Source organism: Evansella sp. AB-rgal1 (assembly GCF_041820985.1).
Taxonomy (GTDB): domain Bacteria; phylum Bacillota; class Bacilli; order Bacillales; family Salisediminibacteriaceae; genus Evansella.
Map to the genome: position 1 here is coordinate 39294 of NZ_JBGUAU010000001.1, position 19113 is coordinate 58406.

The 19113-nt window shown below is 33.9% G+C and carries 24 protein-coding genes and 1 pseudogene; 7 read left to right on the plus strand and 18 right to left on the minus strand.

Going from position 1 to position 19113, the window contains the following annotated elements; all coding sequences use genetic code 11:
• Nucleotides 1-414: 414 nt before the first annotated feature.
• The 10 genes from ACERII_RS00205 to ACERII_RS00250 all read right to left on the minus strand — a co-directional run bounded on the left by ACERII_RS00205 (nucleotide 415) and on the right by ACERII_RS00250 (nucleotide 7709).
• The gene (locus ACERII_RS00205) at nucleotides 415-1395 is read right to left on the minus strand and encodes a ring-cleaving dioxygenase (protein WP_373639364.1); all 981 of its coding nucleotides are present in this window, start codon (nucleotides 1393-1395) and stop codon (nucleotides 415-417) included.
• Nucleotides 1396-1509: 114 nt separating this feature from the next.
• Nucleotides 1510-2121 (minus strand): NAD(P)H:quinone oxidoreductase, encoded by a 612-nt coding sequence (gene wrbA / locus ACERII_RS00210; RefSeq protein ID WP_373639365.1) that lies wholly within the window; start codon nucleotides 2119-2121, stop codon nucleotides 1510-1512.
• Nucleotides 2122-2443: 322 nt separating this feature from the next.
• A complete protein-coding gene (locus ACERII_RS00215) occupies nucleotides 2444-2902 on the minus strand; it encodes a MarR family winged helix-turn-helix transcriptional regulator (RefSeq protein ID WP_373639366.1) in 459 nt (152 codons plus the stop codon).
• A gap of 88 nt (nucleotides 2903-2990) precedes the next feature.
• Complete coding sequence (locus ACERII_RS00220) at nucleotides 2991-3593, minus strand: response regulator transcription factor (RefSeq protein WP_373639367.1); 603 nt, start codon at nucleotides 3591-3593, stop codon at nucleotides 2991-2993.
• On the minus strand, nucleotides 3593-4723 hold the full coding sequence (locus tag ACERII_RS00225) for a sensor histidine kinase (RefSeq protein ID WP_373639368.1): 1131 nt from the start codon (nucleotides 4721-4723) through the stop codon (nucleotides 3593-3595). The genes ACERII_RS00220 and ACERII_RS00225 overlap by 1 nt, the downstream gene beginning before the upstream one ends.
• 6 nt (nucleotides 4724-4729) lie before the next feature.
• A complete protein-coding gene (locus ACERII_RS00230) occupies nucleotides 4730-5470 on the minus strand; it encodes an ABC transporter permease (RefSeq protein ID WP_373639369.1) in 741 nt (246 codons plus the stop codon).
• The gene (locus ACERII_RS00235) at nucleotides 5471-6370 is read right to left on the minus strand and encodes an ABC transporter ATP-binding protein (RefSeq protein WP_373639370.1); all 900 of its coding nucleotides are present in this window, start codon (nucleotides 6368-6370) and stop codon (nucleotides 5471-5473) included. It lies immediately after the preceding gene.
• A 182-nt stretch (nucleotides 6371-6552) separates the two neighbouring features.
• A complete protein-coding gene (locus tag ACERII_RS00240; protein WP_373639371.1) occupies nucleotides 6553-6996 on the minus strand; it encodes a VOC family protein in 444 nt (147 codons plus the stop codon).
• 130 nt (nucleotides 6997-7126) lie between these two features.
• Nucleotides 7127-7417: an HNH endonuclease gene (locus ACERII_RS00245; protein WP_373639372.1), complete on the minus strand. Its 291-nt coding sequence runs from the start codon at nucleotides 7415-7417 to the stop codon at nucleotides 7127-7129.
• 64 nt (nucleotides 7418-7481) lie between these two features.
• Nucleotides 7482-7709 carry a hypothetical protein gene (locus ACERII_RS00250; RefSeq protein WP_373639373.1) on the minus strand — a complete coding sequence of 76 codons (228 nt, stop codon included), beginning with the start codon at nucleotides 7707-7709 and terminating at the stop codon, nucleotides 7482-7484.
• Nucleotides 7710-7805: 96 nt separating this feature from the next.
• Between ACERII_RS00250 and ACERII_RS00255 the strand changes: the two are divergent.
• Nucleotides 7806-7973: pseudogene (locus ACERII_RS00255) on the plus strand (arsenic resistance protein); the annotation flags it as partial.
• A 111-nt stretch (nucleotides 7974-8084) separates the two neighbouring features.
• On the plus strand, nucleotides 8085-8852 hold the full coding sequence (locus tag ACERII_RS00260) for a PRC-barrel domain-containing protein (RefSeq protein ID WP_373639374.1): 768 nt from the start codon (nucleotides 8085-8087) through the stop codon (nucleotides 8850-8852).
• Nucleotides 8853-8918: 66 nt separating this feature from the next.
• Here ACERII_RS00260 and ACERII_RS00265 read toward each other — a convergent pair whose 3' ends face one another.
• The 5 genes from ACERII_RS00265 to ACERII_RS00285 all read right to left on the minus strand — a co-directional run bounded on the left by ACERII_RS00265 (nucleotide 8919) and on the right by ACERII_RS00285 (nucleotide 12461).
• A complete protein-coding gene (locus ACERII_RS00265; RefSeq protein WP_373639375.1) occupies nucleotides 8919-9098 on the minus strand; it encodes a hypothetical protein in 180 nt (59 codons plus the stop codon).
• Between the two features lie 203 nt (nucleotides 9099-9301).
• Nucleotides 9302-9595 (minus strand): hypothetical protein, encoded by a 294-nt coding sequence (locus ACERII_RS00270; protein WP_373639376.1) that lies wholly within the window; start codon nucleotides 9593-9595, stop codon nucleotides 9302-9304.
• A gap of 374 nt (nucleotides 9596-9969) precedes the next feature.
• Nucleotides 9970-10566, minus strand: coding sequence for a YdcF family protein (locus ACERII_RS00275; RefSeq protein ID WP_373639377.1), 597 nt, complete (start codon nucleotides 10564-10566; stop codon nucleotides 9970-9972).
• Nucleotides 10567-10670: 104 nt separating this feature from the next.
• A complete protein-coding gene (gene lepB / locus ACERII_RS00280; protein WP_373639378.1) occupies nucleotides 10671-11291 on the minus strand; it encodes a signal peptidase I in 621 nt (206 codons plus the stop codon).
• 345 nt (nucleotides 11292-11636) lie between these two features.
• The gene (locus ACERII_RS00285; protein WP_373639379.1) at nucleotides 11637-12461 is read right to left on the minus strand and encodes a formate/nitrite transporter family protein; all 825 of its coding nucleotides are present in this window, start codon (nucleotides 12459-12461) and stop codon (nucleotides 11637-11639) included.
• Between the two features lie 265 nt (nucleotides 12462-12726).
• Here ACERII_RS00285 and ACERII_RS00290 point away from each other — a divergent pair, with 265 nt between their 5' ends.
• Complete coding sequence (locus ACERII_RS00290; protein ID WP_373639381.1) at nucleotides 12727-12909, plus strand: hypothetical protein; 183 nt, start codon at nucleotides 12727-12729, stop codon at nucleotides 12907-12909.
• 71 nt (nucleotides 12910-12980) lie between these two features.
• On the opposite strand, the gene ACERII_RS00295 is transcribed toward ACERII_RS00290, so the two are convergent.
• The 3 genes from ACERII_RS00295 to ACERII_RS00305 all read right to left on the minus strand — a co-directional run bounded on the left by ACERII_RS00295 (nucleotide 12981) and on the right by ACERII_RS00305 (nucleotide 14217).
• Nucleotides 12981-13277: a TIGR04104 family putative zinc finger protein gene (locus ACERII_RS00295; RefSeq protein ID WP_373639383.1), complete on the minus strand. Its 297-nt coding sequence runs from the start codon at nucleotides 13275-13277 to the stop codon at nucleotides 12981-12983.
• A gap of 25 nt (nucleotides 13278-13302) precedes the next feature.
• Nucleotides 13303-13593, minus strand: a complete 291-nt coding sequence (locus ACERII_RS00300) for a hypothetical protein (protein ID WP_373639385.1) — start codon at nucleotides 13591-13593, stop codon at nucleotides 13303-13305.
• A 75-nt stretch (nucleotides 13594-13668) separates the two neighbouring features.
• On the minus strand, nucleotides 13669-14217 hold the full coding sequence (locus ACERII_RS00305) for a hypothetical protein (RefSeq protein WP_373639387.1): 549 nt from the start codon (nucleotides 14215-14217) through the stop codon (nucleotides 13669-13671).
• A 355-nt stretch (nucleotides 14218-14572) separates the two neighbouring features.
• Between ACERII_RS00305 and ACERII_RS00310 the strand changes: the two genes are divergently transcribed.
• From ACERII_RS00310 to ACERII_RS00325, 4 genes are all read left to right on the plus strand, one after another.
• Complete coding sequence (locus ACERII_RS00310; protein WP_373639388.1) at nucleotides 14573-15247, plus strand: response regulator transcription factor; 675 nt, start codon at nucleotides 14573-14575, stop codon at nucleotides 15245-15247.
• Entirely contained in the window at nucleotides 15244-16272 is a 1029-nt protein-coding gene (locus tag ACERII_RS00315; protein WP_373639389.1) for an ATP-binding protein, read from the plus strand. The genes ACERII_RS00310 and ACERII_RS00315 overlap by 4 nt, the downstream gene beginning before the upstream one ends.
• Nucleotides 16273-16366: 94 nt before the next feature.
• Nucleotides 16367-17125: an ABC transporter ATP-binding protein gene (locus tag ACERII_RS00320; RefSeq protein WP_373639390.1), complete on the plus strand. Its 759-nt coding sequence runs from the start codon at nucleotides 16367-16369 to the stop codon at nucleotides 17123-17125.
• Nucleotides 17122-19074, plus strand: coding sequence for an ABC transporter permease (locus ACERII_RS00325; protein WP_373639391.1), 1953 nt, complete (start codon nucleotides 17122-17124; stop codon nucleotides 19072-19074). Before ACERII_RS00320 ends, ACERII_RS00325 begins: the two co-directional genes overlap by 4 nt.
• The last annotated feature ends 39 nt before the right edge of the window (nucleotides 19075-19113 follow it).

Here is a 19113-nt window from a genome sequence, read left to right on the forward strand (position 1 = left end):
ATGTTGCTGATTTCCTTATTAGTCCGATTGGGTCCAATCATGAATAAGGAGTGGTTTATTGAACAAAACCCGATTAGTTGAAGAAAAAAAATACAAATATAGGTTATAACTTGGTTTATATTGAACTAGGTTATTTTTTTATAAACAAAAAGCGCTGCAAAATACAGCGCAATTTAATATACATTTCCACTTACATTTTGGTACGTAAATGATAGTTTTGCGATAGGTAACGGAACCTGTTATCTTCATATCCCTCCACCTTACATATATACTTCTTCCCCCCCACACTTTCTGACTTTTGCTAAATTGTGATTCTTTTAATATGTTTTTTTACTGACAAATCTAATCAAAATAAAAGCGCTTCTCTTCAGATGGAGAAGCGCTATAAAAATCTGTATAAAATTTTACTAAAAATCAATATTCCTTTTGAATATTTCTCGTACTTCTAACAGTATCAATTGGGCGTACCATCTTTTCAATTTGCTCTCGCTTATTTTCCAGGAATGGAGGAAGAGATAGTTTTTCACCAAGAGTTTCATATGGCTCATCTCCCATAAAACCAGGGCCATCTGTTGCAAATTCAAATAATATTTGAGGTGCCACTCTTGCATATAAAGACTGAAAAAAGAAACGATCCACATATCCCGATGTTTGGAAACCAAAGTTTTGTAATCGCTGATCCCATGCATCTAGTTCCTCGCGATCCTCGATTCGGAATGCCGCATGATGAACTGTGCCAAATCCTTGCTGTGCTTGTGGTAAAACAGAATTATGCTCAACGATTACCTGAGCACCATTGCCTCCTTCTCCTACCTCAAACAAATGAAAAGAATCTTCTTGACCGATCTCTTTAAACATCAGAACTTTCTCAAGCATTTCTTTAAAATAATCAAAGTTTGCAATGCGAATAAAAATGGGTCCTAAACCGGTAATTGCATATTCCGATGGAACAGGTCCATCTTTCCAAGGGCTTCCAGACTCTACTCCAGTATTCTTTTCGTCAGAAATAAGTTGGTATTGCTGATCATCAAAGTCAACAAACGACAATGTCTTTTTACCAAATTGCTCTTTTATTCCTGCATGAGTTACGTTGTATTTGTCAAATCGTTTTACCCAATAATCTAATGCTGCATCACTAGGAACACGAAAGGCAGTTTTAGAAATTTCGTTTGTTCCATGTACACCTTTTGGTATTCCAGGAAAATCAAAGAACGTCATATCCGTTCCTGGACTACCTGTATCATCGGCAAAAAACAGATGATATGTTTGAATATCATCTTGATTTACCGTTTTTTTCACTAGACGCATTCCTAATGTGTACGTGAAAAATTCATAATTTTTTTCCGCACTACTTGTAATTGCAGTGACATGATGTGCACCTTTTAACTGGTTCATTTGCTTTCCTCCAACTGGGAATTATTCCATCTCTATTCTAATCCAACCTTCGTTCTTTCCAAAAACACGGTGTGCCAACATAAATTATGACACACCGTATACATCATTCTTCTACTATTGTTGCCCTTTTTTCACCCATTTAGCAACTTCTACAGTACGTTTCGCTTGATACTTTGCAGCATCCTCTACGTCTTCTTGCATTTTCCCATCCTGACCAACTGTTACACTCACCCCATACGGATTCCCACCAGCTGCAAATTGCACAGGATCTGTATAACCAGGTGACGCTACAATAGCTCCCCAATGGTACATTGTTGTATATAATGATAGAATTGTTGCTTCCTGTCCCCCATGGGCATTACTAGCAGATGACATGGCACTAACTACTTTGTTTGCAAGTTTTCCATTTGCCCAAAGTCCACCAGTAGTATCTAGAAACTGTCTCATTTGTGCAGGCATACTACCAAAACGAGTTGGTGCACTAAAAATAATGGCATCTGCCCATTCAAGATCATCCAATGTTACTTCCGGAACATTTTTAGTTGCTTCAGCATGTTTTTTCCATGCTGGATTTGAGTCAATTGCCGCTTGTGGTGCTAATTCTGGTATCTTTAACACTTTTACTTCGGCTCCAGCAGACGCTGCTCCTTCTTCTGCCCATTTTGCTAATGTATAGTTAGAACCTGTTGAACTATAATAAATCACCGCTAATTTTATGTTTGCCATTGTATCCATCTCCTTTGTTTTCTTCCCAAGTATTTTTTCAAAGAATCTCATTTATTCAACGCCTACTTCGATGAATCATAATGTAAGCAAATAAAAATATAAACACCCCCGTTATTTCAGGTAATTTATATATATAACTCCACTTCAAATATCTCGAAGTCGAGATATTACCTCAAACTGATTACAACTAGTAATGAAATAGTAATGCGTTAACTATTTGTTTTCACACTTCTATACCCTTCCTACATTTTTTTAATCATGGAAGTCCACACAAATACGCTTAATTCATATATTTCGATTTCGAGATATATAACCAAAAAAATTAGCTATGTTTTTGAGCAGCATACCCTAATTTTTTTAATTGATGAATCATAAAATCTTTCTCTTTAGAATCAAGACCTACACAAATTTCCCTAATTGCTTCTCTATGTCTAGGAAAAATACGACTCATTAATTCTGTACCTTCCTCTGTTAGAACAGCATACGTAATTCGTCTGTCTTTTGGACAAGGCTTTCTTTTCAAGTACTGTTTTTTTTCTAATTTGTCCACTACATACGTAATACTACTGCTTGCAATAAGAACCTTTTCACCGATTCTTTGAATGGGTTGCTCACCTTTGTTATAAATCAACTCAAGGACACCAAATTCAGTAGGGTTTAATCCATAGCTTTTTATATCCTCTTCTACTCGTTTCTTAATCGATTGTAAAGCACGAGTAAGTACAACAAACAACTTTAACGATAGTTCCTCTTCTAAATAGTTATTCTCCTGTGCGTCCATGAGTTCTTCAACCCTTTTCTAATTATCTCGAATTCGAGATAATTATATCCTACATAGTTTTCTTGTGTCAACTATTTCATAAAAAGATCTATAGCCACCCCTTTTTCTGAGCAAGTGAAATAGCTTCCATTCTGTTTTTAACTTCTAGTTTATGTATAATCTCCGACATATAATTTCTAACTGTGCCAGAAGATAAATATAATTGCAAAGAAATCTCCTTAGCAGTCTTCCCCTCTGCCACCAATTTTAGAATATCACGTTCACGAGTTGTTAATGGATTTTCTTCTTTCATGCTCCCAAAAACTAACTCAGGAGCGAATTCACGTTTTCCACTCATAACCCGTCGTATTGACTGTGCTAGCTCATCACTTGAACCGTCCTTTAATAAATATCCATGAACATCCAATTTTATCGCCTGTTCAAAATAACCAGGTCGGGCAAAAGTTGTTAAAATGATGATTTTACATTCATTGTTGGTATCTTTTAATTTTTCTACTACATCTAAACCATTCAATACTGGCATTTCAATATCCATAATACATACATCTGGATTTAAAGAGAGAATAAGATCAAGAGCCTCTTTTCCATTTTCAGCTTGACCAATTACTTCTATATCGTCCTCTAGATCCAGGAGAGAACCTAGGGCTCCCCTTAACATCCGTTGATCTTCTGCAATAATAATTGTAATCATTAGGAAGCCCCTACCTTTCTACCTTTTACAATTACAGGTACAGAGAACTCGAGTCGCGTTCTCTTTCCATCTACTATTTTCATTTCTCCGTCAATTAGCTCTAGTCTTTCTGAGATTCCTTGTAACCCATTTCCTATAGTATTTATCTTAGTAAAACCAATTCCATCATCTTCCACGACAATTTTCAGTTCCCCAACGCTTTTCATAATTCTTACAAAACAATTCTTAGCATTACTATGCTTTACTACATTAGTTATTGATTCCTTCAAACACATACTCAAGATATTTTGAGGAACACTTGGAATATGATGTAAATGAATATCCCCCTGTATATGAAATCGAATATTAGCAGCTGCCAATATAGACTCTGACTCTATTAATACTTCCGCTACTGTTATTGTTCTCATATCCGAAACTAATTCTCTTACTTGGGATAATGCTGTTCGAGAGGTTCTTTCAATTTCTTTTGCTTCGAACTCCGCTTTCTCTATGTCTTTTTTCACCAGTTTCGATACTAGCTGTGATTTTAAAGCAATTAACGAGAGTGTATGACCTAACGTGTCATGCAAATCACGTGCAATTCGCATTCTTTCTTCCCGTTTCACCAATTCTTCAATTCGCTCATTTGCCTCATCTAACTTTTGCTCTAACTCCATTCGACTATTCATAGAACGGATTCCAAATGGTGCAATAAACATAATAAGTAGATATATCAAATAATAATATAGCCCATCATTTCGTAACGTATCAAACTGAAGAATAAACGGTATAGAAATACTAATAGCAAAAATAATAAATGTATTCCGAAATTGTCGATTCTCTTGATACCAGCCAATAAAATTGGCGGTGAAAAATCCTAAGAATACACTATTAATATTATAATAGAGTGAAAGAATGACAATAACCCCTATTTGTAACATAAGCCAAGTTGTGAATCCTTTTAACCCCATTAAAAAATATAGTTGCCGATAACTAATAAAGAATAAAAGTAACAATCCCCAACCTAGAACCATCTTCACACCTTGCTCTGTAGCTACAAAATATGCTGGCATGCATAAATAAACAAGGAATACATAGGGAAAATATCCATACCGTTTTGGAAAAAGGGTAAATCTCTCCTTCTTTTCCATCATTACTTACACCTTCACTTCCTGATTTCTTCTAATATACATAGATAATATCATGAAAAGGAAAAGATATCCTATTAATGTTAGAATATTCATTAACTCAGGTGTGTTACCACGAATAATTTGCCAGGCACCATTCCCATAATTATACGATGGAAGCCATTGTCCAACTGATTGAATAAATGGTGGCATAGTATCCATCGGCATCCACATTCCACCTGATATTGCCAGCACCATATAAAGAATATTACTAACTCCCGATGCTGTATCCACTTTATTCATCGTTCCTATTAAAGTGCCTATCGCTAAAAACACAGAAGATCCAGCTAAAATCCAAAGTCCACTAAATATCCATTCCGTCAGTGATAAGGAGACACCGTTAATAATTGCTCCTGAACAAAAAATGACAATAATAGAGAATGTATGAATAACCGTTTGTCCTGTCATTTTCGCAAAAAAATATGCAGAGTCAGATAATGGTGTGATCTTCATAAACATGGACCACCCTTGCTTCTTTTCCTCTACCAATCGTATTCCTAATGTCATAATCCCTGAACCCATCACACTGAAGGTTGTCATTGACATCAGATAATGTGCTCTCCACTCTTCTAAGCCATCCATTCCTGTATTAAAAATTTTAGTAAATAATATATAAAAGAAAATCGGCATCGCTAATGACCAAAAAACATAATAAGGATTCCTAAGTATTCTCAAAACTTCTGCTTTACATTGCATGAATACTGCATTCATCTATACAACCTCCTTTTTTTCTGTAAGTTGTTCAAACGCTTCTTCTAATCTCCCTTGTACAACTTCAATTTGAGAAATGGCATATCTCTTCTCGAACAAAGCTCGCAATACTTCATCTGTATTTTCTGATTCTAAGAAAATCCTACCATCTCTTTCAGACACATTAGTAACATAAGGAAGAGAAGTAAGTTCCTCTCTGATAAACGGTTTATTATAAGTAAACGATACGTATTTTTTTGCGAGTTTTGCCTTTATATATGCTGGTGTACCATCCTCCACAATTTTCCCTTGATGAAACAGAATAATTCTTTCTGCTGTGTCATCTGCTTCTTGTAAATAGTGAGTTGTAAAAATAATGGTCTTTCCTCTAGCTTTTAATTCATTCATTGTTTTCCAAAATAGGTTTCGCGAAGTGATATCCATTCCAACTGTAGGTTCATCAAAAAACAATAGATCAGGATCACCAGCTAAAGCAAGTGCGAAGCTTAGTCGTCTTTTTTGTCCGCCAGATAATTTTTCAGACTTCTTTTTCAAGTCCTCTTCATTAAGACCTGTCAAAGCGACAAGCTCTTGAAACGACATTGGGTTAGGATAATAACTTCTAAACAGTTTGATTACCTCTTTAACTGTAAGGGCATCAACAACGCTCACATCCTGTAGCATTGCGCCTACTCTTTCTCTAACTTCTTTTGATTTCGGTTCTAATCCAAAAACCTTAATTTGACCACTAGTGGTGTTTAACAATCCAAGCATCATCATGATTGTTGTTGTTTTCCCCGCTCCATTTGGTCCAAGAATTGCAATTACTTCTCCCTGCTTGATGTTAAAAGAAACTCCATCTACTGCTTTATTTTTCTTAAATGTTTTTGTCACACCTTCTATTTTCATAATTATATCCATTATCTTTATTCACCTCCGTATGTTGTACTTTCAGTATAAACTGGAGAGAAATTATGAATTAGTGGATTTCGTCATGAAAAGAAATGACATTTGTCATGAATAATTCTCAATATAGACAAAAAAAGAGCATTCCAGTTTACATGGAATACTCAACAAATAGATCATTTAAAAATATATTTTGATTACTCATCTTCAATTACGAGCATGTTAACATCATCAAACTCCCAGGTTTCTCCATACGCCACTTCCCAATAATATCCATCAAGGTCAGTGAAGTATCCACCGTAGCCTCCCCAATCCGTTTTCTTAGGTTGTTTTACAATTGTTGCGCCTGCTAATTCAGCTCGCTGGAGAACTTCGTCTACTTCTTCCATGGTTTTTGCATTGTATGCTAAAGTTAATCCAGGAAAACCGGTTGATATAGTCGGAGGATTTTCTCTATTCACATCTTTTACAAGCTCTTCAATTGGATATAATGCAATTCTCGAACCTTCATTTCTAAAAAAAATAATAAACGGACTAGACTCAGGACCTCGAATGGATGTTTCAAATCCAAGTTGTTTAAAGAATTCATGTGACTTTACCATATCATTTGTTCCTAGAGTGATGAGATTTACCCTATTCATTTTCCACGTTTACCTCCCGTATTTATTTCCATTATATATTTTCTATATCTTTAGATCCAAACCCTCTTTTTCAATAGGTTTGAAACAATAACGATTTCTAATTTACTCTATCCCATAGTAGAGCCATACTTCAGTTCTTCTTTCTTTTTCTCTCATTTGATTTTCGTATTTTCATCAGTTTCGTTGCTGGTTGTTTTCGGATCCACTTGATGAAACTTGCTAACTTTTCATCTGTTCTAAGTTCTAATAATGTTGTTAAACGAGCAGCAATTTCTTCATTTGTATACAATGCATGAATTTGTTTGTGACATGGAATGCATAGATTGGCTGTTGCACCAAACGTTCCACCCTTTTCTTTTGGAACTAAATGATGTACGGTAGTCTCGACTTCACTTCGACCACAAAGTTCACAAGTTTCCATCAATAAAACCTCCATTAATCAACTGTTCCTTAAAATACGTAAATATCCTTTTTAAAATCACTTACTATATTTTATACAAAAAAGCATACGAAAGGTAGATCTCTGTTACTGATAAGTTTTGCGAAGAATAGTCTTCTACTTGTGACCAATGCCAGAAAGATGTGTGGCTAAGGTGGATCATTAACTCAGCTTCTTCTGTGCGCTCCTGTTTACCAAGATATGTCCAAACTTTATTAAAACAATTCACCGCTACTTGTTTATGTGTGAAAGTATCATTATTAGTATTCGTCATATATAACCACCTCTTCTACTACTAAGAAAAATATATTATCTTTTCCCTACTCTTCTAATAATAGTAATATATTATTATACAGATGGATGGTTAATTTCTTCCACCTTGGCTCGGAATTCACCAATTGCCTTGGCAATCGCGATGACTGCATTTCCAGAACAACCTCTCATTGCCTTAACATTAGTAATTGGTCCATTATTAGAACTTCCCATTTTAGCTTTGATTAGTCAGATACTACTTCATAAGTCTCATCAAGATAGTTGAAATGTAGAATATTATTCTTCCGGCTTTGATTATCCTATGTTTAAGTTTCCTATAACTAGGTTACAGAAAAGTATACGGTAATACCATTACTAGCAGTATAGGAGGCTAATTATGTTAACATTTGCATCTAGAATTCTAGAATATAATGTACAAGCCACTGATGGTGAACTAGGAAAAGTGAAAGATATTTATTTCGATGAAGATAATTGGGTCATCCGATATTTAGTTATTGATACTAGGAAATGGTTACCAGGAAGAAAAGTATTAGTATCTCCCATTTCCTTTGATAGTGTAGACTTTGAGAATGGGATGGTAAATATCCTGGAAACAAAAGAAAGTATTAAGGACAGTCCAAGTCTAGAAGAACATGAACCTATTTCAAGAAAACATGAAATACTTTTACATGCCCACTTTGGTTGGCCACATTATTGGAGCTATTTTGATAATAATAGACTATGGGGAGATTTTAATACCCCACATGAGTTAGGAAATACAACAGAAACAGAAGTGGATAAACTAACACCAGAACAAGAGGATGAAAGAAAATTACGAAGTGTTAATGATATAAAGGGAGATTTTACTGGGTACACTATTCAAGCAACTGATGGCGAGATAGGTCATGTATCTGACTTTATGATCTCTGATGACAGTTGGAAGGTTCGTTATTTTGTAGTTGAAACCAAGAATTTACTAGCAGGGAAATTTGTGGTTCTTTCCGTTGACTGGATAAATTCTATTTCTTGGACAGACAAAAGGCTCGTCGTGGATCTACCGAAAGATGCCATTAAAAATGGACCATTTTTTGAATTAGATGCTCCACTAACAAGAGAAGAAGAAATGGAACTCTATGAAAGCTTTCAAAGAACTCCTTATTTTTAAAAAGCATAAAAGAGGGTTACCTATATGTTATTTCACTTATAGGTAACACCTTCTTGTTTTTTATTATTAATTGTTTTGTTCTTTCTTTTTATTCTCCATATGAATCCATTTATAGTAGAGAACAAAATATCCAATAATTGCAAACATGAAGGCAAACGTTTGTATTCCTTCAGGCAAAAAATTTGCTATGATAATTACTATCGGAATGAAAAACGCCAACAAAATAAAATATTTCTTCCAATGCATACATCCATCACCATCCTCGTTTATTTTATCATAAATAAACAAGAAACACATGTTATGGAGGAACGGAGAATGATTTTTCGACTTATGATCACGTAATCTGGTTAGTAATCTATTAACCTATTGTATTGTTCTCCTTATCGTCTACGTCGATAAGGCTATATAACCTTGAATACCAATCTAAATTGCACGAAAATATTATCCCACTATTCCTTTTTCTCAGGTACAAGGATAGTCCGTTGCATCGGAATTCCTCCCATATTAATGGTTCTCTCTATAAAAAAATATGGCCTATTGTCTATTAATAAGCCTCTTACACCATTTTGCTCTACCTTTCTACCTTGAGTCTCAAGTTTTGCCTGAATTGCTTCCATATGTTCATGCACGTTCACATAACGCTCTTCAAAGTCTATAACAATTTGATTTTTACGATAACCCATAATATAATTAAACAATATATAAATTCCTAATAGGATAATAGCCCCAATAAATATCTCCATTGTTCTCCTCCCCATTATCTGAATTTATTCTATTTATTCATTTTAAGCATTAAACACAAAAAAAGGTTTCATACAGATATAAAAGGGTTACTCTTCTTCCTGTTTCGTTTTCATAATAATAAATCGATGAACTACGATGATAGTAAGAAGACAAATGATTAGCCCAATAATACTGACACTTTGAGAATTAGCTTTTATTTAAACAATCTTCAATACTTCTATATTGAAAACATAACCTAAAATCATATAGAAAGCTATTACTGCTAAGGATAAAAGTCATTTTTTCGTTTCACAGTTTGCCTCCTTATGAATTAACTAAGAGATGTATAGGATGATCTTTCACCTTAATAATATGACCTTTCGAGAATCGCTAATTATTTTAGGAGATACTTATAATAAGCGAAAAATTCACGAACAACGGAATAAACATCTCTCAGCTCATAAAACTCCGCATAACCTGAATATACTTCTTCAAAACCTACTTTCTTGAAAGCTAGTTTTGTTCTTGTTATATGATGATATTGAGATATTACAGTTATAGAGGTAAAGCCCATTTCTTCTTGAATCTGTTTCGTGTTTTCCGCTGTCATGAAAGTAGTATATCCATTACTATCCAAGATAATAAATTGCTCTGGAACACCCAGCTTGATTAAATATTCTTTCATAATGACAGCTTCATCATATCCTTCTATCCCTACTCCACCACTCACAATAATATGTTCGAAATACCCATCATTGTATAAACTGCTTGCTTTATTTAGCCTAGCCTGTAATCGTTCAGAGGGTTGCCCATCAAGTTCCACTTTATTGCCTAAAACTACTGCTACATCTGTATTTTTAAAATCATCACTCATACCATCAAGGACAATGATTATGGTATGCACTGCAAACCAAACGACAAATGAGAAAATGAGAACAATAAAAACTTTTAAGACAATGGAAAACTTCCAAAATACCCCTTTTCTAACCATAAGTACTCCTTCAAATTAATACTTTTTTAGTATCGAGTTCACTAGTTCTCCCTTTGTTTTACACTCCATATTTCCCGGGAAACTCAAAAACTAATGTAAAATTATCAATTAAAATAATCCATTTTTTCAAAAGGAAAATATCTAAAAATTACTTTTCCAATAACATTATCAGTAGGAATCGGGCCAACACTTCTACTGTCTTTGCTTCCGTTTCGATTATCACCCATTACAAAAACAGTGTCTTCAGGTACGATAAACTCGGGAATGTTTCCAAACATTTCTTCTTTGATATAGTCCTCGTTTAGTAACGTTCCATTTCGATAAACATAACCGTTCCTAACTTCCAAAGTATCCCCTGGTTCACCGATAACCCGCTTAATCCAAATATTAGTTTCCTTATTATCTGAGTCAATAAAAAGTGCTAACACGGGGCTTTCTAAAAACAAGTCCTTCCATGTTCTTTGATTGTCAACTTCACTATTAACAATCACAATATCACCAGCTTTCGGTGAACTCCCTAGAATAAATGGAGTTTTAAATGCGACTACTCGATCACCCTTTTTTTCATCATCATAGTGATCAATACCATTTAAAGTTGGTTCCATCGAACTCCCATCCACTGTATAAGGTTGAACAACAAAGACATTAATTAATACTGCAAAAACAAATGCAAATATAATTGCTTTTGACCAATTATAAATTTCCGAAAAAATCTTATCTATCATATGTATTACTCCTTTATTCAGTCCTGACATTTCCAAACTATAAATTGATATCTACTTTTCATCTTAACACTTATTATCACGTATAGGGAGATAAAGCTTTATGAGAGTAGACAAAAACAAAGAATCTTATGTCACCCTAGCTCCTATAGGCGTTACTTGCTCATAGACCTCGTGATATGTTTTTCCCTATTTTACCATATGAATGAGTAACACAGAAGAATTTCCCGAAGAACATATATACAAACTTTTTCTATGTAAAATGTAGCTCTTTTGAAGGAGGATAGATAAACTCCAATAAAAAAAGCTGAACTCCAGACTATGAATAGAATGAGTTTCAGCTTATATTTAATTGCTAGATACTTTTGATTCTACTACTCTAATTTCTTTTAAATCTTCCTCTAATTTAGATTTGTTCACGTAATGATAAAACGCCCCCATCAACAAGCTCCCACCAATAATGTTACCAAGTGTAACCGGAACAAGATTATGAATCATGCCACTAAAACTAATTGTTTCTGGATGATTTAATACTAACGCAATGGCAAAAGTACACATATTAGCTATGCTATGTTCATAGCCAGAGATAAAAAAGCAGAAAACGAGAAGAACCATTGTAAAAATTTTTGCTCCCTCAGATTTCAAGTTCATTGGAATAAAGAAAGCTAGACAAATTAACCAGTTACAAAGAATAGCACGAAAGAACAACTCAAACCAGGGAGTATTCATTTTTTGATCCACAACTTTGAACAAGAAACTATTAACAGAGTGCTCATTAAAGAGACCCGAAAAGTATATAAGTAGTGCAAAAGCTATAGCACCTAAAAAATTACCAATATAGCTCATTGTTAATAACTTAGGAACTTCAGACCAGGCCATTTTCTTCTGTAATGAGGCATACGTATAGTAAAACGTGTTCCCCGTAAATAAGTCTCCTCCTCCATATGCTATTAAAATGATTGCAGCTCCAAATGTCATGGCAGCCATAGGGTATGTGAATGGAGAATCTTCTAGATAAAATAAATTCCCAGTTTTGAAAGCCACGATAACTCCAAAGCCAATAAATAGACTAGCAAGAATAGAGCGAAGTAAGTATCGAATTCGGCTTTGGTTATATATTTTTTGTTTTTTTAAGGCCAATGCCTCTACTTGTAAAAGAGCAGCATGTTCCATATGCTTATCCCCTTTTCTATGTTATTGATTAAAAGTATTCTTAATTTACCAGAAAAAAAGGATAAAGATATCAGAAATAAAAAAATGTCAAAATCAAGACATATAGAAGCCGTTTTCATTATTAACAATGTGTGAAAAATTCAATTTGAACTTGCTTGCTCAGCAATAATTCCTATTGTTAAAAACTGAATATACCTTATTAACTAAAAACTATAGTATAATTTATAGCGGAGAAATGACGTTAAGGTTATTGGGGGAATACTGTATGCCATCAGAAATAATTGTTGTATTTATTGGAATTGGATTGTTCTTACTGGCTGGGATTTTCGGAGGAATTGGTATTGCTCTTCTACTTAAAAAGAGTAGTAAAAATCTCGCTATCACCTTATTAGGGATTGGGATATTACTCATTATCGTGTATATTATCACTTTATTAGTGATGTTATAGTAATAAAAATCGCGATCTCCTAAAGAGACCGCGATTTATTATACTAGTTAATTAACCTACGTAGTAAATTATTAGAATAAGGGTTCTTCTTTTTCCGTGAATTCGTACATAAACGGACTTACTGTAACACCAACGATTATTAATACTAGTCCTACAACCACAAGTGATTGCATAGTAAGACTAAACAGCGTTTGCAGTACAAACATAAGAGTGACAATAACAGGTCCACACCAAGCAGCTTGTCGTCTTTTTTTCGCAGTAACATATTGCGTTTCTCCACATTTTGGGCATCTTTTCATCCCCATCATGAATAAAAGTTCCTTCCATTTAAATTGATAATTACACATCGAGCAATGTGGTAAGATCATTTTTACCTCCAAACACACAGAAGATTTAGTGGTGCCTTGGTTTTTTCCATTGTATTAGTTCAATGATTAGCGCACCGATCAAAGAGAAGCCTAGAACAACAGATAACAGGATAATAGCAATCATATCATATATCACGTCATAGCCTTGAGAGATGAACTGAAGCTTAATATAGAAGAATATAATTCCAGTTATAGCTGTTATAGCAGGAATAAACTTTACAAGCTTATGTGAGGACCTCTTACTAAAAAGATATGTTACATAGGAAATAATCCCCATTAAAATAACACTAGCAACAATAGCAAGTTGAATACTCATTTTCGATTGCACTCCCTAAAGGGGACTAGAAATATAAATAAATCAAATTTCCTAGTGTGCCCTTCCTTTATAGTATTAATTCTTCTTATTCTCCTTATACCACTCTTTTAATTCTGGATGTTTTTCTATAGTAGAATTAATTGCATCGTTCCCCGTAGTGGAAACAACCTCTATTACGGATACAAACTCCCCTTCTCTTACTGATTTAACAAGAATTTTTTTCTCGAACGGGGTAAGGATTATTTCTTCAATTCTTTTGTTTTGCATTTCATATAGTTCATAAATTTGATTGGTTGTATTTTCTCCTAATTCATTAACAATTTCCTCTTTCGAAACTGGTTGTTCAATATGATTAGTGGCTGGTTTTTCTTTTTCCTGAACATTCACGGTATTGCCTTTTTGTTGCCCTAACATTCTCTGCAATAATTCGATAATTTCAGAAAAACCAATGAATAACATCCCACTAACAAATCCGGCAATCCACCACATAAATGTAGTAGACCAAACCTGTTCATATTGATAAGGAATACTTCCAAAATAAATTCCCGCAATAAAGTGTACAATCATTAAGAATATTCCAATAAAAAATAAGACACGTCCTATAACATTTGATCTTGGTAACATCCCTCTTCCCCCTAAGAAAAGTATCTCTTTCTTTTTAAACGTTTCATTCGCTATAAAAGATTCATATTCTTGTAAAATTATTAGAAAAAATTAGCTTATGGCGTAATCCTACGTTTTCTATACTTTACTCCTTCTATGAAGTGAAACATTCTTAAAGTATAATATATTTCTATACTTACACATGTATTTCCTTTCTCTTACAAAAAATGCTATCTAAATTCGAATGACTTACTCTTCCAACAACTTCAAAAGTCTTATACTATAATACTAGTGATACAATAAATTTATTTAGTAAAACAATAGAATTGAGTGATAGTCCTTCTTTGTTTGTTTTTCTCGAAAGGAGATACATCTTATGTATAAAATACTAATTATTGAAGACGATAACACCATTTCCTCCATTATAGAAGATAGACTGATAAAGTGGGGGTATCTTCCAAAAAAAATAACAGAGTTCCATAATGTACTCTCTGATTATTCAAACTTCCAACCTCAACTCATTTTACTTGATATTAACTTACCGTTTTATGATGGCTTTTATTGGTGTGCAAAAATTAGAGAACTCTCCAATGTTCCTATTATTTTTATCTCATCACGAGATGGTGATGGCGATAAAATTCGTGCTATTTCCCAAGGGGGAGATGACTATATTGAAAAACCTTTTTCCATGGACTTACTTATTGCTAAAATACAGGCAATTCTTCGTCGTACATATGCTTATACAGATAAAGACTTACATATCCTGCAATATAAAGATTTACTATTACATATGGATCGACAATTAGTTATTTACCGTGAAAAAGAAATGGAATTAACTCGGAATGAATTTCGAATATTATCAGTGCTCATTCAGAATCAAGGTAATGTTGTATCTCGGACAAGACTAATCAAAGCTTTATGGGATGATGAAAGCTTTGTTGACGATAATACGTTAACGGTAAACGTGAATCGGTTAAGAAAAAAACTAGTAGCACTCGGATTGGAAGACTATATTAAAACTATAAAAGGGGAAGGATATCGGCTACTATGAATGTTCACCAATACGTGAAAGAACGTTGGGTTACCTTTACCTATCTTCTACTTGCATTTCTCTTTGCTTTCACTATTTACAAACTGGACAAAAGTCTCCACCTTTCCGATTCGAACGCTACCTATATTCTGACTGGCTGGGGATTACTCACTTTTTTTTATATCATCATTGATTATTTTGTAATAAAATCTCGATTTGAGAAAATTAATCGCTTCGCTCAATTAAAAGGTTCAACTGAAGAGTTAGAAGAATTTCCGTTTCCATTAGACAGAAATTTTGCTGAGCATCTTCAACAAATTGTTTTCGATTTTGAAAAGTATAAAGGGGAAATCCGAACTAAAGCATCGGCAGAAATAGACTTTATCACAAAATGGCTTCATGATGTAAAGGTACCAATTTCCGCTGCTAAATTAACGTTAGAAACGGAAGAAGATCAACTTCCTCCCAAAGTATATAAGCGTCTTTATACCGAATTATTTTCTATCGAGGAATCCGCACAAAGAGTTTTTTACGAACTAAAAACAAATAGATTTTCAGATGATTATAAAATCTCCTATATTAGTTCAAAGAAGTTAATTTCCACAGCCCTAAAAAGTTACTCTAGCTTTTTTAGTTATAAAAAAATAAATATTTCCATTACAGGAGAAGAATGTTTGGTTTTAACCGACGAAAAATGGAGCAGCTACATTTTATCCCAGATTATTTCGAATGCAGTTAAGTATACTCCCAAAAATGGATACATCGAAATTACGACAAAAACGGATGAGACAAAGACAATCGTTTCTATTAAAAATAGTGGAGTTGGAATTTCTGATAAGGACATTGGACAAGTTTTTAAAAAAGGGTACACTTCTTCTCAAAACCGAACAGGACTTAAAGCTACAGGATACGGATTATATATAGCAAAAAAACTAAGTGATCAACTCGGACACGAGTTAACGGTCCAATCAACACTTCACGAATATGTACAATTTAGCCTTATTTTTCAAGAAAACGAAACAATTTATAATGTGACAAAAATGTAAGTTTAACACCAAAACTGTAAGGTAATTCGATTTTACGAGTCTGTATTCTGAGATATAGTTATCTCATACACGTAAATGGATGGGGGATATATCAATGCAGATATTGACTGTTGATAGTATTAGTAAAGTTTATGGATCAAAGAAAAATGGGAAGCAGTATCAAGCTTTAAAGAATATTACTTTCCAAGTGAATAAAGGTGAATTCATTGGTGTAATGGGATCGTCTGGCTCTGGGAAAACGACCCTACTTAATATCTTAGGAAGTATAGATAAGCCTACTACAGGTAGCTTTGAAATGGCTGGAAATGAAATTGCATTACTTGGAAAAAAAGAGCTTGCAAATCATCGAATGAAAAATATTGGATTTATCTTTCAGGATTATAATCTCCTAGAAACAATGACACTAAAAGAAAATATTCTTTTACCACTAGCATTGCAAGGAGCTAGCACGGAGCAGATGGAAGAAAAACTCCTTCCCCTTATAACAGACCTAGGAATAAAAGAAGTAGCTAATAAATACCCCTATGAAGTATCTGGTGGAGAACAACAACGAGCTGCTGCGTGTCGAGCATTAATAACAAAACCAAAACTAATACTAGCAGATGAACCTACAGGAAATTTAGATTCGAAATCAAGTAAGGATTTATTAAACTTACTAACTTATATTAATAAGGAATATAACGCAACCATCTTACTTGTAACTCATGATGTTTTTGCTGCAAGTTATTGTGAGAAAATACTATTTATCCGAGATGGAGAGATTTATAACGAATTATATTCTGGAGAGAATAAAAAACAGTTTTTTGACTCTATTATTGACGTAATGACTGTTCTTGGAGGGGAAAGAAAATGAAACTTTCCACCATGGCACTCCGGAATATCCAACTTAATTTCAAAAAATATGTGATGTACTTCTTTTCTCTCACCTTTTGTGTTTTTACCGCCTATTCTTTCTTAGCGCTTATACAGAATGAAGAGATTAAACAAGCTCTTACTTACGATGACCGCTACCAAGCTCTATTAACAAGCTTTGGAGTTATTATCATGATCTTTGTTCTCTTCTTTTTACTAAGTTCTAATAATAGTTTTATTAAAGCGAGAAAGAAAGAGATATCCACTTATGCATTATTCGGAATGACGAATGCAAAAATAGGTAAACTTCTTTTCTTAGAAACAATGATTATTGGGGTTGCTACATTAATTATTGGAATTGCTAGTGGAGTTTTCTTCTCCAAATTAATAGCAATGATACTGTTAACTATTACATTAGAGACATTTACTGGGAACATAAGCTTCTATATTGATCCCATATCCATACTTCTTACGGTTATCCTATTTCTCATTATATTTTCCATTATGGGTTTATCAGGTTTAAGGGTAATTAGTAAATTTCAATTAGTAGATCTATTTAAAGGGGCTAAGCTTTCAGAAGGAAAAACAAAAGGCTCGTACATCGGACTACTATTTTCCCTTACTTTGATTGGAACTGGATATTCTTTAGCTACTATGTTAGACGATCCGGAACGAATTTCTAATTTTACTTTACTTATCTTGTTACTAGTTATATTGGGAACCTATATGTTTTTTTGGGTTGGTCTACCAAAGCTTATTCACCTCTTAAAAAACAAGAAAGATGCATACTATCAAGGAGATAACCTAATAGCTACTTCCTTCTTGTCGCACAGAGTAATCACTATTTCTTCTACAATGGCAACCATTGCCGTTTTATCTGCAGTTGGTACAACTGCCATTGCAACTGGCTACACATTATATAGTAACGTAGAAAATAACACATACGATACCATTGGTTATGATATGTATTATTATTGGGCTGACGAAAATGTTCTAGATTCGGTTTATGATACCTTTGATATGTATGGTACCACCGTGACAGATCAACATACTGTTACGTTATACGAAACTAGCCCAAAAACGAACAATGTAGTTGGAGGAAACATTCATTACAATTTTGGCCCTGATAATTACTTCCGTATTTATAGTTTATCAGAATTTTGGGCGTTAACATCCATCGCCAAAAAAGATATTCCTCTAATAACGTTAGAAGAAGGCAAAGCTTTATATGCTCGCAACTACTATTCAAATGACCTAGAAGAAGCAATAATAGGCCACGAGTTACATTTTTCAGAAAAAACGTTGGAAATTACATCGATCATAAATGAAGACATTGGAACATTTGGTGCTCTTCATACTATTGTTGTTAATGACAGTGATTATGAATCACTAAGAGAGTCAGGAGATATATCTACAAGGGGTTCAAACGCACATGTTTTTAACTATTCCAATGCTTTATCTTCAAGAGACCTAAATAATGATCTCACAGCAGTTTTACGTGGCAATGTTGGCAGTTATCGTACAGCGTATACCCATTTCAGTGAAGCAATGGAAACATTTGGATTAGTTTGCTTTATTGGATTTTTTATGAGCGTCGTGTTCATTCTTATGACAGCGAGTCTTCTCTATTTTCGACAAGTAGTAGCTGCTGAGGAAGAAAAACATCAGTTTCAGATGCTTCGCAAAATTGGAATGGATAGTAGCACGGAGAAAAAGGTGATTACAAAAAGGTTATTTCCGATATTCTTTATTCCACTCGTTATCGGTATTATTCATAGCATTTTCGCCATGAAAGCAGCTGATACAATGATCTTTACACAAATAATATCTGTGGATAACTCCTATCCTACTGTCTTAGCTTTTTCGGCCGTTATGTACACTGTTTACGCAGTTATCTATGGAGTATTTTATTATATTACAAAATCACAATATCGCCGGATAGTTCGATAAATGGAAGAAAAGGTGTATCCTAGGGTAATCCACTAGAAT

Coding starts and splice junctions, on each gene's coding strand:
- ACERII_RS00225 (WP_373639368.1), bottom strand. CDS start 4,723: ATGGAAAAGAAGGAGAGATTTACCCTTTTTCCAAAACGGTATGGATAT.
- ACERII_RS00215 (WP_373639366.1), bottom strand. CDS start 2,902: ATGGACGCACAGGAGAATAACTATTTAGAAGAGGAACTATCGTTAAAG.
- ACERII_RS00265 (WP_373639375.1), bottom strand. CDS start 9,098: ATGCATTGGAAGAAATATTTTATTTTGTTGGCGTTTTTCATTCCGATA.
- ACERII_RS00310 (WP_373639388.1), top strand. CDS start 14,573: ATGTATAAAATACTAATTATTGAAGACGATAACACCATTTCCTCCATT.
- ACERII_RS00205 (WP_373639364.1), bottom strand. CDS start 1,395: ATGAACCAGTTAAAAGGTGCACATCATGTCACTGCAATTACAAGTAGT.
- ACERII_RS00290 (WP_373639381.1), top strand. CDS start 12,727: ATGCCATCAGAAATAATTGTTGTATTTATTGGAATTGGATTGTTCTTA.
- ACERII_RS00245 (WP_373639372.1), bottom strand. CDS start 7,417: ATGGAAACTTGTGAACTTTGTGGTCGAAGTGAAGTCGAGACTACCGTA.
- lepB (WP_373639378.1), bottom strand. CDS start 11,291: ATGATAGATAAGATTTTTTCGGAAATTTATAATTGGTCAAAAGCAATT.
- ACERII_RS00285 (WP_373639379.1), bottom strand. CDS start 12,461: ATGGAACATGCTGCTCTTTTACAAGTAGAGGCATTGGCCTTAAAAAAA.
- ACERII_RS00305 (WP_373639387.1), bottom strand. CDS start 14,217: ATGTTACCAAGATCAAATGTTATAGGACGTGTCTTATTTTTTATTGGA.
- ACERII_RS00240 (WP_373639371.1), bottom strand. CDS start 6,996: ATGAATAGGGTAAATCTCATCACTCTAGGAACAAATGATATGGTAAAG.
- ACERII_RS00220 (WP_373639367.1), bottom strand. CDS start 3,593: ATGATTACAATTATTATTGCAGAAGATCAACGGATGTTAAGGGGAGCC.
- ACERII_RS00325 (WP_373639391.1), top strand. CDS start 17,122: ATGAAACTTTCCACCATGGCACTCCGGAATATCCAACTTAATTTCAAA.
- ACERII_RS00250 (WP_373639373.1), bottom strand. CDS start 7,709: ATGACGAATACTAATAATGATACTTTCACACATAAACAAGTAGCGGTG.
- ACERII_RS00295 (WP_373639383.1), bottom strand. CDS start 13,277: ATGATCTTACCACATTGCTCGATGTGTAATTATCAATTTAAATGGAAG.
- ACERII_RS00270 (WP_373639376.1), bottom strand. CDS start 9,595: ATGGAGATATTTATTGGGGCTATTATCCTATTAGGAATTTATATATTG.
- ACERII_RS00315 (WP_373639389.1), top strand. CDS start 15,244: ATGAATGTTCACCAATACGTGAAAGAACGTTGGGTTACCTTTACCTAT.
- ACERII_RS00230 (WP_373639369.1), bottom strand. CDS start 5,470: ATGAATGCAGTATTCATGCAATGTAAAGCAGAAGTTTTGAGAATACTT.
- ACERII_RS00320 (WP_373639390.1), top strand. CDS start 16,367: ATGCAGATATTGACTGTTGATAGTATTAGTAAAGTTTATGGATCAAAG.
- ACERII_RS00300 (WP_373639385.1), bottom strand. CDS start 13,593: ATGAGTATTCAACTTGCTATTGTTGCTAGTGTTATTTTAATGGGGATT.
- ACERII_RS00235 (WP_373639370.1), bottom strand. CDS start 6,370: ATGGATATAATTATGAAAATAGAAGGTGTGACAAAAACATTTAAGAAA.
- ACERII_RS00275 (WP_373639377.1), bottom strand. CDS start 10,566: ATGGTTAGAAAAGGGGTATTTTGGAAGTTTTCCATTGTCTTAAAAGTT.
- ACERII_RS00260 (WP_373639374.1), top strand. CDS start 8,085: ATGTTAACATTTGCATCTAGAATTCTAGAATATAATGTACAAGCCACT.
- wrbA (WP_373639365.1), bottom strand. CDS start 2,121: ATGGCAAACATAAAATTAGCGGTGATTTATTATAGTTCAACAGGTTCT.